This window comes from Streptomyces sp. NPDC044063 (assembly GCF_056434285.1).
On record NZ_JBWKFM010000004.1, the window covers coordinates 145,369 to 158,498 of the forward strand.

Genomic DNA, 13,130 nt, shown 5'->3' on the forward strand with positions numbered 1-13,130 from the left:
CGGCATGAACGGACCGGAGCCGGGAACCGCCGGGTACGGTGGAGCCACCAGCACATGGAATACGGGGGAACCACCATGTCCCGCAGGCTCGTCGCGGCCGCAGGCCCAGTCGGAACCGCAGTCGGAACCACCGCGTCCCCGGCCCCGCCGCCCTTCTCCCACCACGGTCCCGGGCTGCTCGCCGCCGCGCTGGCGTTCATACCCCGCGACGCGGTGACGGCGTTCACCGCGTCCTGGGACGACCTGCCCGCCGACGCCCATCTGGACCGTGCCACGCCCTACCGCTTCCGCCGCTACGGCCGGTTCCGGCTCGCCGGCGACGCCCTGGAGCCGCTGCCGCACGCGCCGTTCGTCCAGGACCGCGACGTCAACCCGCTCCACGGCGGCGTACGACGGGAGTTCGCGCCGCTCGACGAGGCCGTGGCCCGCGGGCCCGTGCTGCGCGCCCTGGTCGGCGCGCTCCGGGAGCATCTGCCCGGGCCGCGCGCGGACATCGACGCGTGCGGCGTCCACCAGATCCGGGTGACCGCCACCGCCGGCGCCGACGGCCATCCGACGCCCGAGGGCGTCCACCGGGACGGGCACAGCTATGTGGCACAGGTACTCATCCGGCGCGAGGGGGTGGCGGGCGCCGAGTCGTGCCTGTACGACCCGGAGCGGCGGCCCGTGCACCGGGCCTCGCTCGCCGTGCCGCTGGAGACGATCCTCCTCGACGACCGCCGTGTCCTCCACGGGGTCTCGCCGGTGCGGCCCGCGCCGGGCGCCCGCCGGGCCGTGCGGGACATGCTGCTGGTCGACTTCTTCCCGGGCGGTACCGCCCAGGACGGGGGCGGCCGCTCCAACGGACGGGACGCCGTGCAGACTTGATCACGACATCCCGTACGGAGGAGGACACATGCGTTTCGCGGACGGTCCCGAGGTTCACGAGAAGATCCACGTAGAGACGGCACCGGCCGAGCTCTGGAAGCTGGTCACCGACATCGGGCTGCCGGCCCGCTTCAGCCCCGAGCTGCGGCGCGCGGAGTGGCTCGACGGCGCGACGGAGGCCGTGCTCGGCGCGACCTTCGTCGGTTACAACGAGAACCCGGTGCTGGGGGAGTGGCGGACCGTCTCCCACGTCGTCGCGCTGGAGCGGGAGCGGGTCTTCTCCTGGGCGGTGACGGACGCCGACGGGCGGTACGGGGGCGGCCCCGCCGACCCGGCGCGCCCCATGGCCACCTGGACGTTCGAACTCCAGCCCGAGGGGGACGGCACCCTGCTGCGGCACTCCGCCCTGCTCGGTCCGGGCCGCTCCGGCCTCCACCTCGCGTTCGACCGCATGCCGGACAAGGAGGAGGCCATCCTCGCCGGACGGCTCGACGGGCTCCGGGCGGGCATACGGTCCACCCTGGAGGGGATCAAGGCGCTCGCCGAGGGCCGCTCCTGACGTACGCCCGGCGCGCCGCCCGTACGGAGTTCGGGCGCGGTATCCGGCCGGAACGGCCAGTCTGGTAGGGAAAAGCCCGATTTTCGGTGAAGGTGATTCCATGACCAAGACCAAGGCCGTCGCCTTCAGCTCCTACGGCTCCGCCGATGTGCTCCGGCTCACCGACATCGACCTGCCGCTGCCCGGGCCCGGGCAGGTGCGGATCGGCGTGCGGTGCGCCGGCGTCAACCCCATCGACCACAAGATCCGCAGCGGTGCGATGGCCGGGGTGTTCCCCGTCGCCTTCCCGCACGTGCCCGGGCTGGAGGCCGCGGGCGTGGTGGAGGCCGTGGGGGAGGACGTGGTGGGGGTGGCGGCCGGGGACGCGGTCCTCGGTCGCACGGTCACCGGCGCCTACGCCGAACAGGCCCTGGCCTCGGCCGACGAGCTGACGGTCAAGCCGCTCTCCCTGCCGTGGGAGGAGGCGGCCGCGCTGCCCGTGGCCGCCGAGACGGCCTGGCGGGCGCTGAACCTGCTGGCCCCGGCGGAGGGCGAGACCCTGCTCGTGCACGGGGCGGCCGGGGGCGTGGGGACCCTGATGGTGCAGTTCGCCCGGGCCCGGGACGTCCGGGTGGTCGGCACGGCCAGCGCGTTCAACCACGAGTACCTGCGGGGCCTGGGCGCGATCCCGGTGGCCTACGGGGAGGGGCTGGCCGACCGGGTGCGCGAGGCGGTGCCCGAAGGGGTGGACGCGGCGCTGGACGCGGTGGGGAAGGGCGACGCGGTGGGAGTGTCGGTGGAGCTCATCGGCTCCCCGGAGCGGGTGGTGAGCATCGCCGACGCCGAGGGCGCCCGCCGGCACGGCGCCCACTTCAGCTCCGGCGCCCCCGCGAGCAACCCCGTGCCCGCCCTCGCCGCCGCCCTCGCGCTGCACGAGGCGGGCATCCTCCAGCTCCCCATCCACCGGGTCTACCGGCTGCCGGAGGCCGCCGAGGCGCACCGGGCCAGCGAGCACGGCCATCTGACGGGCAAGATCGTGCTGGCGGTGGCCTGAGCGGTACCGCCCGTTCCGGGCCGGGAACCGGCCGTGCCCGGCACGCGGGGCGCGTGCCGGGCACGGGACGGACGGCGGGACCGCTCGACTACTTGACTACTTGACGCGTCCGTACCAGACGCTGCTGGTCCAGATCTTCTCCAGTCGGACGGTGGTGCCGGGCTTGGGAGCGTGCCAGATCTTGTTGCTACCCGCGTAGATCCCCACGTGGTAGACGTTGCTGCCGGAGTGGAAGAACACGAGGTCGCCCACCTGGCGGGAGCCGCCGGAGATGTGACGGGTCTTGTTGTACTGGTCGGAGGCGACGCGCGGGAGCGACTTGCCGACCTTCTTGAACGAGTACTGCGTCAGGCCCGAGCAGTCGAACCGGTTGGGACCGGAGGCGCCCCACTGGTAGGGGGAGCCCTTCTTCGAGGCCGCGACCTTCAGAGCCTGCTCGCCGGCGGTGGCGGCGGACGCGTCCGTGGCCAGTCCGGGGACCAGCACCGATGCCGCCAGGGTGGCGGCGGTCAGGACGGACGCGGTACCGGCCCGCTTGGCGAGCGCGGGTATTCGAGGCAGCGCAGACATGACTGAGCCCTTCGACATCCGCCTGCGAAAGATGACCTGTCGGGTTCGGGCCGCGAAGTTGCCCGGCCACGGATGTGGCTTCACCCCTAGAACCACCGACCTCGTGGTTCGTACCGCTTGGGTCTCCCGCTCCTGCCGATCCATCAAATCGAATCCGCACCCGGTGCGGCGGCAGGACTCGGCGTCCGCCCGGGTGGCCCGCCTGGGTGACGGGATCTTGTGTTCGGTGAGAGATCCTGCACCATGAGTCGCCGGATTCCGGTGCCGAAACGGCCATCTGTGAACTTCTTCACTTCGGGCGCAAAGCCGGAACCACGGCTTTTCCGCCCCCGCCGAACTGGCGGTAAACCCTTGCCGGAAGGGGCGGTCGAAGCATTGGAACGAAAGCCTCCGCGGATGCCGTCAGCAGGGCCGGCGCCAGGCGTCGAGGTCGAGGTTCTTCTTCATCGAACTCAGGCCGAGCCGCTTGCTCGTGGCGCAGAAGTCGGCCGGCGGAAGTTCGTATTCGACATGGAAGACCGCTTTGTTCCGTTTGACGAAGGGCGTCAGCTTCTCACACTCGTCGTACTGCGCGCACTGCTCGTTCACCGCGAAGTCGAAATCGCGGACGAGCTCGGGGATCTGCTCCAGGTCGTTCTTCAGCCCCACGGCCATGCCCCGTTCGTGCGCCAGCTCCGCCAGCATCCGGTTGAACGCCAGCTGGTGCGCGGCCGTCAGCGGAAAACCGGTGGAGTTGCGGAACCCCTCCGTCAGGTCCGGCTCGACCGCGTCGAACCCCTTCTGCCGGCACATGTCGACGCGCGCCGCCATGATGGGCCGCAGGACGTCGAGCCGGCGGATGTCCAGCCACTTCTCGCCGTCCCAGCCCTTGTTGTTCCGCCCCAGCACCGCCCGCGGGAACCTGCCCTTGTCGGGGCGGAAGTCCTCCCACGCCCCGGCGTTGAGGTAGCAGATCACCTTGCGGCCCCGGGCGTGCAACTCCGCGACCGTGGCGGCCGAGTTCTCGAACCCGTCGATGTCGTAGACGGGTACGTCCACCGAGGTGTCCACCCGTCCGCCGAGCTGCCACTGCCAGCGGGTGCCCGGCCGGGGCTGCCAGCGCCCCGCCGCCGGCCGGGACGGTGTGCCGCCGGGCGAGGGCGGCGCCGACATCCGGTCGGTGGGCGCCTCCCGGTCCTCGCCGCCCCCGTCGTCCTCGTCACCGCCGGACCCGGACGAACAGCCGGCCAGCATCAGCAGCACGACGGCCGCCCCCGCGCCGGCCCGCCGCCCCCACCCGGGGCGCCGCCGCACCGGACGCCCGCTCACCGCACGCCTCCCGCCGGCCCGGCCGGCTCCAGGGGCACGCACCGCCAGGGGTTGGCCCCCGTCCCCGGCACCGCGCAGTGCACCCCGGCGCCGCGCGCCCCGGCCGTACGGGCCACGAGCCCGGCGCCGTCCCCCGGCACCCCGTGGACCAGGTGGCAGAAGCGGCCGGGCGGGTGGTCGGCGGTCCAGTCGGGCACCCGGGCCCGCCGGTACGCCTCGAAGGGGCCCTCGAAGGTCACCAGCAGGTCGGCCAGCGCCGCGTAGCCGGGGTCGGGATGCGTCCCCGGATTGAGCACCACCGTCCGCGCGCCCAGCACCCGGGCCGCCGTCACCAGACGGCGGTAGCGCGGCAACGGACCGGCACCCTCCGGTACTTGGTCGAGGAAGACCCCGTCCACGCCGTACCACCGGCGGTGCCGGCGGACGTCGGCCACCACCGCGCGCGCCGGGCGGCGGCCGTATCCGGTGTCGACGTAGCCGAGCAGCCGCACCCCCGCCTCCCGCAGCCGGTCCGCCGCGGCCCGGAAGGCGGGATCGGGCCGGGTGCCCGGCCCGTCGGCCGCGTTGAGCACCACGCCGTACAGCCGCGGCGCCACCCGGAGCAGCGCCGCCCACTCCTCCGGCCCCACCGCCGGATGGACGTACAGCGGTACGAGCAGCCGCTGCCCGTCGTCCGGCGGCGTACCGCCCGTGGCGCCGCTCATCGCGGGGACCCCGCGGCGGGCCCGCCGGCGGCGGCCCACAGGTCGGCCAGGGAGTCCTCCAGCGTGCGGCGGGGGGTCCAGTCCAGGGCGCGCCCGGCGGCGGTGATGTCCGCCCGGATCCAGGGCACGGCAGCCGAGCGCGGCGAGGCGTCGCCGTCCTCGGCCACGCGGTCCGCCACCGGCCCCCGGTACCCGGCGGCCCGCAGCAGGCACTCGGCGACGTCGCGGACCGGGCGGGCCGTGCCGCTGCCGATGTTGAGGACGCCGGGCAGCGGCCGGGGCGTGGTGACGGCGAGGGCGACGGCCTCGGCCACGTCCCGCGCGTCGACGAAGTCCCGGTGGGCGGACAGGTCGCCGGTGCGCACCCGGTCGCCGGGGCCCGCCGCGCGCAGCTCGGCGGCCAGCCGGCCGGGCAGCGAGGCGGCCGGGGCGCCGGGCCCCACGGGGTTGAACACCCGTAGCACCACGGCGTCCAGGCCGGAGCCGGTCACCGCCAGGGTGCCGGCCAGCTTGGTGGCGCCGTACAGGCCCGGTGGGCGGGCCGGGTGCGCCTCGCCGACCGGGCGGCGGTCGTCCGGCGGCCCGTACTCGCCGGCGGAGCCCAGGTGCACCAGCCGGGCGTCCGGCGCCGCGCGGCGCAGGGCCTCGCAGAGCACGGCCGGGCCGTGGGCGTTGAGGGCGGTCAGCGCCGGGGCGGCGCCGCCGACCGCGCCCACGCAGTTGACGACGGCGTCGGGGGCGGCCGCGCGCAGCGCCGCCGTGAGGGCCTCCGGGTCGGCCGGGGCCAGGTCGACGGGCACATCGGCGTCCGGTCCCCGGCCGCCGCGGAGCACCCGCGCGCCCCGAAGGGCACGCAGGCGGTCGGCGGCGTGCCGGCCCAGGAAGCCGGTGGCACCCAGTACGAGAACGCGCATGGGGGCGCCTCACGCACCCTTCATCAGCAGGTCACGGCGGACGGAGAACTCGGCGTTGGCCCGGTCGTAGTCGTCGGGGCGCCCGATGTCGAGCCAGTAGCCGTCGAACTCGTAGGCGTTCGGCGGGGTCCGGGCCTGGAGCAGGTCGAGCACCAGCTCGTCGAAGCCGAGGGGGAGCCCGGGGGTGTAGCGCGTCAGGGCGCTCCGGGAGACACCGTAGACCCCCATGGAGACGCGGTAGTCCATGCTCGGCTTCTCCGCGAAGCCCACGACCCGGCCGGAGTCGGTGGTCAGCACCCCGAAGTCGATGTTCACGGTACGGGCGTAGGTGGCGATGGTCAGCGGCGCGCCGGAGGCGATGTGCTCGCCGAGGACGGCGCCGAAGTCGAGGTCGGTGAGGATGTCGCCGTTCATGACGAGGAAGTGCTCGGGCAGCCGGTCGGCCATGGTGAGCAGCGGCCCCATGGTGCCCAGGGGGCTCTCCTCGGTGGTGTAGTCGACGGTCAGGCCCCACTGCGAGCCGTCGCCGACATAGGCGCGGATGATGTGGCCGAGGTGGCCGATGGCCAGGGTGCAGCTGGTGAACCCGGCGCCGGCCAGCTGGCGCATGACGATCTCGAGGATGGCGTGCTGGTCGCCGATGGGCACCAGGGGCTTGGGCAGCGCGGTGGTGTAGGGGCGCAGCCGGACGCCCTTGCCTCCGGCCAGGATGACTGCGTGCATGGGTGCCGTTCCTCTCGTGTGCCGCGTGGGTCGGGGTGGACGTCAGACGTTGTAGATGCCGGTCTTGTACCGGGCCAGGTTCGCCGGGTCGCGGAAGAACGCGACGGTCTCGCGCAGTCCCTCCTCCAGGCTGTGCGCCGGGGCCCAGCCGGTGGCGGCCCGCAGCCGTGAGGCGTCCGCGACCAGCCGCATCACCTCGGAGTTGGCGGGCCGCACGCGCTGGGCGTCCTCGGTGACGCGCAGCTCGGCGTCCATGATCTTGCCGATGAGCGTGACGAGGTCGCCCACCGAGATCTCCTCGCCGGTACCGGAGTTGAAGGTGCGGCCGACGACGGCGTCGGCGGGCGCGGTGCCGGCCGCCCGGAAGGCCGCCACGGTGTCCTTGACGTAGCTGAAGTCACGGGTGGGCCGCAGGTCGCCCAGGGTGATCTCGCGCTGCCCGGCCGCCACCTGGCCGATGACGGTGGGGATCACCGCACGCATCGACTGGCGCGGACCGAAGGTGTTGAAGGGGCGCAGGGTGACCACGGGGAGGCCGAAACTGGCGTGGTAGCTGTCGGCCAGCCGGTCCCCGCCCGCCTTGGACGCGGCGTACGGGGACTGGGTGTTGATGGGGTGGTCCTCGGTGATCGGCACCGTCCGCGCCGTGCCGTACGTCTCGCTGGTGGAGGTGTGCACCAGGCGCGGGACGCTCAGGTGGCGCACGGCCTCCAGGACGTTGAGGGTGCCGGTGACGTTGGTCTCGACGTAGCTGTGCGGGGCCCGGTAGGAGTACGGGATCGCGATCAGCGCGGCCAGGTGGTAGACGGTCTCGGCGCCGGTCACCAGGCCGGTGACCGAGCCCGGGTCGCGGACGTCGCCGAGGACGACCTCGACGTGGTCGAGCACGTCGGCGGGCAGGTCCTCCAGCCAGCCGAACGACGAGAAGGAGTTGTACTGCACCATCGCGCGCACCCGGTGGCCGTCGGCGACGAGCGCCTCGACCAGGTGGGACCCGATGAACCCTTCGGCTCCGGTGACGGCGACGAGCGAGGGAGCGGACATGAGCGGTCTCCTCTTGCGTTTCTCTGGAGTGAATGAGCGGGGTGCGGGGACGGGTGAAAAGCGGGGACATGCGGCGGTTCAGCGGTGGGCGGTGATCCGCCCGAGCAGCACGGTGGCCGCGGCCAGCAGCCCGGCGGCGGCTCCCGCGCACACCACCAGCTGATCGGTGGCCGGGACGGAGATCCGCAGCACGAGGGCGGCGGTCTCCGCACCGGCGGCACCCAGACAGAGCAGCGCCGGCAGCCAGGCGATGCCGTAGGCCTGGAGGAGCAGCCCGGTCCACAGCACCGCCCCCAGCGCCAGCAGGGCCGTCAGACGCGGTGCCGACAGCGGCGGCCCGCCCGGCCACAGGGCCTCGACGGCCAGGGTGAGGACGGTCAGGGCCGCGAGGTACCCGGCGACGCACAGGGCGAGCACCCGGCCCACCCGCAGCAGCAGCCCCCGGGTGCCGGTCGAGGCGCCGAGCGCGGCCAGGGCCAGCCCCCGGCAGCGGAACAGCAGCCATTCGGCGACGCCCATGCTGAGGGTGAGGGCCAGGACGGCGGACCCGCCGGTGCCGCCGGGGCGGTGGACGAGCACGTCGCCGAGCGCCGCGATCGTCGTGAGCACCCCGCAGCCCAGGCCGAACAGGCCGTACGGGACGGAGGCCGCCAGCGGCGGCGCGCCCGCCGCCCCGCCGTCCGCCCGGCGGGCCCGTACGATCTCCCACCCCGCCGCGAGCAGCGCGCCCCCGGCCGTGGCGAGCAGCAGCGCCGCGCCCACCGGGGCCGGCGGCCGGGCGAGCACCGCCGCCGCGCCGCCGGCGGCGGTCGGCAGGAGCGCGAGCAGCAGGAACCGCTCCCGGCCGAGCACCAGCAGCGCGGTGGCCGCCGCCAGGTACAGCACCTGGCCGGCCGCGAAGGCGAGCGCCCCCGGCGGAGCCGGGAGGGCGACCGCCGCGCCCGTGGCGAGCAGGACGCCCGGCGGGGCCCCCGCGGCGAGGCGGCGGGCGGCCGCGCCACGGCCGCCCGACGCCAGCGCCAGGTACGCGCGGTGGGCGAGGGCCTGGTTCCAGGCCCAGGCCACCAGCGCGGAGGCGATGAGCGCCCCGGTGCCGGCGGGCAGCCCGAAGTGGTCCCGGCCGCCCTCCATCAGCGGGGCGCCGAGGGTGTAGCCGAAGCCCGGCAGGGTGAACACCAGCGAGCGGAGCAGGAACCGGCCGGGCCGCACCTTCCAGGGATCGGGGGCCGGTTCCGGCTCGGGATGGCCGCGCGGGACGCGGGCGAACAGCTCGGCCGCGAGCTCGAAGGCGTCGGCCCGCCCGTAACGCTCGGCGATCTGCTCGCCCGTCAGCCCGTCGGCCTCCAGCACGGCGGCGATCTCGTCGGGGTGGACGGCCGCCGCGCAGACGGCGGCCAGTTCCTGGGCGAGGTCGTCGACCGGGTCGGCGGCCCAGCGCGGCCGGTGGCGCACGGCCACCGGCGCGTCCGCCAGTTCGTGGGCCGGCTCGGGTTCGTCCGGCAGCAGGCGCAGCAGTCCGCTCATCCCGCGCTCCCCGCGGCCAGGGCCATGACGGGAGCGGGCCGGGCGGCCGGGACGCCGGCGGGCCGCGGCTGCCGCGGGCGGGCCAGGTCGTGGTAAATGTCGCGGAAGGCGGTGATGGTCTGCCGGAGGGTGAACCGCTCGACCACCCGAAGCCGGGCGGCCTCGCCCGTCCGGGCCCGCAGGGCCGGGTCCCGCAGCAGGGTCAGCGCGGCCCGGGCCATGCTCTCCGGATCGCGCGGCGGTACGACCAGCCCGCACTCGCCCACCGCCTCGCGGACGCCCCCCACGTCGGTGGAGACGGTGGCCCGGCCGCAGGACATGGCCTCGATCAGGGTGAAGGGGAAGCCCTCGCTGATGCTGGAGAGCATCACGACGTTCCCGGCCGCGTAGGCGTCGCGGATGTCGTCGACGCGGCCCTCGAAGACCACGGCGTCCCCCACCCCGAGTTCGGCCGCCAGGCCCTCGCAGGCGGTGCGGTAACCCTCCCCGCCGCGCGGGGTGCCGCCGAAGAGGCGCAGCCGGGCGTCGGGGATCTCGGCGCGGACCAGCGCGAAGGCGCGGATGAGCGTGTCCAGGCCCTTGATGGGGTCGACCCGCCCGGCCCAGCTCAGCGTGGGCACCTCGGGCTCGGGCCCGGCGGGCGGGAACGCGGCGGGGTCGACGCCGTTGTAGACGGTGCGGATCCGGTCGGCGGGCGTGCCGCCGTGCTCCTCCCACCGGCGGTTGTAGCGGTTGCCGGGGGTGACGAGCGCCGCGCACCGGTAGCTCTCCCGGGCCAGGGCCCGGAACAGCCCCAGCATCAGGGCCTTGACCGGCCAGCGGTAGGGCTCGGCGCGGAAGCCGAGGTAGCGCTCGCGCAGGTAGACGCCGTGCTCGGTGAGCAGGAACGGCGTGCCGTGGCGGTGGTGGGCGACCAGCCCGGGCAGCGTGGCGAGGCCGCCGCTGACCGCGTGGGTGATCCCCTCGGCGGGGGGCCGCGCGGCGAGCGGGCGCAGGGCGTGCTCCAGGAGGTCGGTGGCGGTCAGCGCGTCGTGGAGCGTGGGACGCGCGGCGGCGGTGGCGAGCCCGGGGCGGTTCCAGACCCGGACGAGCCGGCGCACCGCCTCCTCGCCGCGCAGGGCGGCGAAGAGGGTGCCCTCGGTGGCGTGTTCGGCCAGCCGGTAGAAGGAACGGGCGAAGAGCTGCTCCCTGGCCGGGTCGAGGAGGGCCAGCAGGAAGGTCTCGTAGCAGGTGAGGAAGCGGCGCAGCGGTCTGCCGCGGGGGGCCCGGCCGGCGGGCGGCGGGCCCCACAGGGGGACGGTGTCCACCCGCCGGACGTGGCGGGGGAGTTGCCAGGCGAGTGGTTCCCGGCCGGTGCCGGTGACGGCTATGACGCGGAAGTCGACGTCGGGCATGCCCTGGACGAGCTGGTCGCACCAGACGCTCACCCCGCCGTGACTGTGCGGGTAGGTCCCCTCGGTGAGCAGGGTCACCGTGGGCGTGGCGGACGCCGGTAAGGCGGACGGTCCGTGCATGTGAGTCTGTTCTCTCCACAAGAGGGTGCGGCGACGGGGCGGGTCAGCACGGAGGTACGGGCCGGCTCAGCGTCGGACGGTGTCGCCGGGGCCGTAGGGGATCCGGTGACCGACGCCCTCGGGCACCGGGAGCGCGGACGCGGGGTCCTGCACCCGGGCCGCCTTGCCGGAGAGCGGGCGGGGTGCGGCCGGGGTGTCGGCGGGCAGGGCCAGTACGACGGTGTCCCGACCGGCGTCGGGGGTCGCCCAGCCGGAGCGCAGCCCGGCGTAGGCGGTGCCGAAGGCGATCCTGCCGGTGGCGCGCACCTGGACGGTGCCCGACGGGAGGGTGGCGGTGACGTCCACGCCGGCGGGGGCGGTGACGGCGATGCCGTCGCCCACCCTGAAGGCGCTGACCTCGCCGGACCTGACCGCGTCGGTCCAGGCGGCGCGCTTGCGCAGCTCGGTGCCGATGTCGCGCATGCGGAGGTTGACCAGCGGGGTGTTGTCGGCGAACAGGTTCCGGTAGTCGGCCAGCAGCCGCTCCACCGGCTGGTAGCCGATGCGCTCCTCGGAGAGGTTGGACTGGTGGATGAAGTGCGGGCGCGGGTCGTTGGCGAGCACGTGGCCCATGGCGATCCGGCTCTCCAGCGGCACGATGTAGTCGGCGAAGCCGGTGGTGCGGGACAGCGGCTCCTTCAGGCAGGTGGTGGTGGAGGAGTTCTCGCAGAAGCCGCTGCCGCCGTCGGACCTACGGGTGTAGAGCCAGTTGTACTCGTCGACCTGCTCGGCCGTCCGGCCCACGTTGTAGAAGACGTTCATGGGGTAGCGGGGCACGGTCAGCGAGGGGCCGATCCGGCGCTGTTCGCGCTCGCGCGAGGTGTCGCTGGCCAGCCAGGCCACCTGGGTCAGGGTGAGGGCGGGGGCCAGCTCCGGGTTGTCGTCCCGCTGCTGCGGAAGGGTCCGCAGCCCGGAGTGCTCACCGGTGACCAGCTCGTCCTTGTCCAGGGCCAGGCCCTGGCGGGCGGCCCAGGAACGGTTGTCGTTCACCTGGGCGGCGATCTCCGCGCCGCTGTACCAGCGGATCCTGCCCAGGGCGTCGGTGGCGCACTTCCACGGCACGGTGGAGGTGTCCTGGACGCAGCCCATGAACGGGTGGTTGTAGGTGTGGTTGATCCAGCGGAAGGAGCCCTGGTCGGCGATCAGTTGCCGGGCGAGCGGGTCGGCCCCGCCGTGCGCCTCCTTGTGGGCCTCGCTGCCGCCGCCGTTGAAGGCCAGGTCGAGGGTCAGGCCGTGGTCCTTCTGCCACTGGACGGCGTGCTGGGCGTCGGCGGCGGTCATCCGGATCGGGTCGTTCTCGGGGCTGCCCGGCGGGCAGTCGATGTCACCGGGGGTGCAGTTGAGCACGGAGTCCCAGCGGTCGTCCGAGCCGAGGACGTCGTCGACGTGCAGGGCGAAGTAGTTGCGGGCCGCCCCCAGGTGGACGCCCTGGGTGAGCCACTCGACGATGCCGCGCGCGAGCAGCCGGAACTGGCTCTGGTAGTGGTTGTAGACGAACGTGATCACCAGTTCGCTGCGGCCGTCGTGGGTGTACTGGCCGACCAGCGAGCCGCGTCCGGAGCCGCCGGGCACGGGCGCGTCCACGTAGGAGGTGAACACCGCCCCGTCGGCCTGCTGGTCCAGCGGCGCGGCGAGGTAGCCGTAACTCTCGCCGACCGCGCTGTCGTTGTCCTCGAACGGGACGCTCCGGCGCAGGTAGCCGAACGGGCCGGCCGCTCCGGCGGCGGTCACCTGGGCGGTCTGCCCGTCCAGGGAGCCCGCCCAGCCGGTGTTCAGGCCCACGGCGGGCCGGGCGAGGGTGTAGGCGTCCACCTGCCGTATGCCGAATCGTTTCTCGTAGTCCGCGAGGGCGGTCGCCTCGGCCGAACCGGTCCCGAACGGGTTGTCGTTGGGCAGTACGACGCCCTGGAACTTCGCCCGGGGCGCCCCGGCCACGGTGTCGGAGAGGAACCCCGTTTCCACCTTCGCGCGCCCGGGATCGCCCAGGTCGACGCGGGTGTACGGGGTCCCCGAGGTGTCGAGTTCGTCGCGGATCGCCGCGACGGCCGGCCCGCCGTCGTCGACGACGAGCACACGCAGGTCGACGCGCGGTACGGCGTCCGCCGCGGCGGCCCCCGCCGCCGGCAGCGTCATCGCCAGCAGAACGGCCGCGGCCCATGCCGCGACCAGGCGTGTCGTACGCCCCATGCCTTCTCCCCCCAGGACTCGAAGCCGCGCGTGGGACGCGCGGTCGTTCCCCAAGACACGTGCGCACGGCGTCGCGACGGACGCCGGCGCACATCGAATCGATCCCCGCGGTCGGCCCTGCGGCGGCCGGACTCCCCACCCGGC

Annotated in this window: 12 protein-coding genes and 1 riboswitch; of the genes, 3 read left to right on the forward strand and 9 right to left on the reverse strand. The window is 74.6% G+C overall.

Annotated features, from left to right (window positions below; genetic code table 11):
* Positions 1-75: 75 nt before the first annotated feature.
* The 3 genes from AC07BS_RS07485 (at position 76) to AC07BS_RS07495 (ending at position 2,459) form a co-directional block, all read left to right on the forward strand.
* Entirely contained in the window at positions 76-867 is a 792-nt protein-coding gene (locus tag AC07BS_RS07485; protein ID WP_478647350.1) for a 2OG-Fe dioxygenase family protein, read from the forward strand.
* 28 nt (positions 868-895) lie between these two features.
* Positions 896-1,426 carry an SRPBCC family protein gene (locus AC07BS_RS07490; RefSeq protein WP_478647348.1) on the forward strand — a complete coding sequence of 177 codons (531 nt, stop codon included), beginning with the start codon at positions 896-898 and terminating at the stop codon, positions 1,424-1,426.
* 100 nt (positions 1,427-1,526) lie between these two features.
* Complete coding sequence (locus tag AC07BS_RS07495) at positions 1,527-2,459, forward strand: NADP-dependent oxidoreductase (RefSeq protein WP_478930816.1); 933 nt, start codon at positions 1,527-1,529, stop codon at positions 2,457-2,459.
* A 96-nt stretch (positions 2,460-2,555) separates the two neighbouring features.
* Here the strand turns inward: AC07BS_RS07495 and AC07BS_RS07500 are convergent, their stop codons facing one another.
* From AC07BS_RS07500 to AC07BS_RS07540, 9 genes are all read right to left on the reverse strand, one after another.
* The gene (locus AC07BS_RS07500; protein WP_478647346.1) at positions 2,556-3,029 is read right to left on the reverse strand and encodes a C40 family peptidase; all 474 of its coding nucleotides are present in this window, start codon (positions 3,027-3,029) and stop codon (positions 2,556-2,558) included.
* Positions 3,030-3,032: 3 nt separating this feature from the next.
* A riboswitch (cyclic di-AMP (ydaO/yuaA leader) is annotated at positions 3,033-3,185 on the reverse strand.
* A 246-nt stretch (positions 3,186-3,431) separates the two neighbouring features.
* Complete coding sequence (locus AC07BS_RS07505) at positions 3,432-4,181, reverse strand: endo alpha-1,4 polygalactosaminidase (protein ID WP_478930987.1); 750 nt, start codon at positions 4,179-4,181, stop codon at positions 3,432-3,434.
* Positions 4,182-4,333: 152 nt separating this feature from the next.
* Entirely contained in the window at positions 4,334-5,041 is a 708-nt protein-coding gene (locus tag AC07BS_RS07510) for a spherulation-specific family 4 protein (protein WP_478647345.1), read from the reverse strand.
* Positions 5,038-5,955 carry an NAD-dependent epimerase/dehydratase family protein gene (locus AC07BS_RS07515; RefSeq protein ID WP_478930819.1) on the reverse strand — a complete coding sequence of 306 codons (918 nt, stop codon included), beginning with the start codon at positions 5,953-5,955 and terminating at the stop codon, positions 5,038-5,040. Before AC07BS_RS07515 ends, AC07BS_RS07510 begins: the two co-directional genes overlap by 4 nt.
* 9 nt (positions 5,956-5,964) lie before the next feature.
* Positions 5,965-6,678, reverse strand: coding sequence for a nucleotidyltransferase family protein (locus AC07BS_RS07520; protein ID WP_478930821.1), 714 nt, complete (start codon positions 6,676-6,678; stop codon positions 5,965-5,967).
* 42 nt (positions 6,679-6,720) lie between these two features.
* Positions 6,721-7,722: a GDP-mannose 4,6-dehydratase gene (locus AC07BS_RS07525; protein WP_478647342.1), complete on the reverse strand. Its 1,002-nt coding sequence runs from the start codon at positions 7,720-7,722 to the stop codon at positions 6,721-6,723.
* 78 nt (positions 7,723-7,800) lie between these two features.
* Positions 7,801-9,246 carry a hypothetical protein gene (locus AC07BS_RS07530; RefSeq protein WP_478930823.1) on the reverse strand — a complete coding sequence of 482 codons (1,446 nt, stop codon included), beginning with the start codon at positions 9,244-9,246 and terminating at the stop codon, positions 7,801-7,803.
* Positions 9,243-10,760, reverse strand: coding sequence for a GT4 family glycosyltransferase PelF (gene pelF, locus AC07BS_RS07535; protein ID WP_478930825.1), 1,518 nt, complete (start codon positions 10,758-10,760; stop codon positions 9,243-9,245). Before pelF ends, AC07BS_RS07530 begins: the two co-directional genes overlap by 4 nt.
* Before the next feature lie 66 nt (positions 10,761-10,826).
* A complete protein-coding gene (locus AC07BS_RS07540) occupies positions 10,827-12,986 on the reverse strand; it encodes a hypothetical protein (RefSeq protein ID WP_478930827.1) in 2,160 nt (719 codons plus the stop codon).
* Positions 12,987-13,130: the final 144 nt, after the last annotated feature.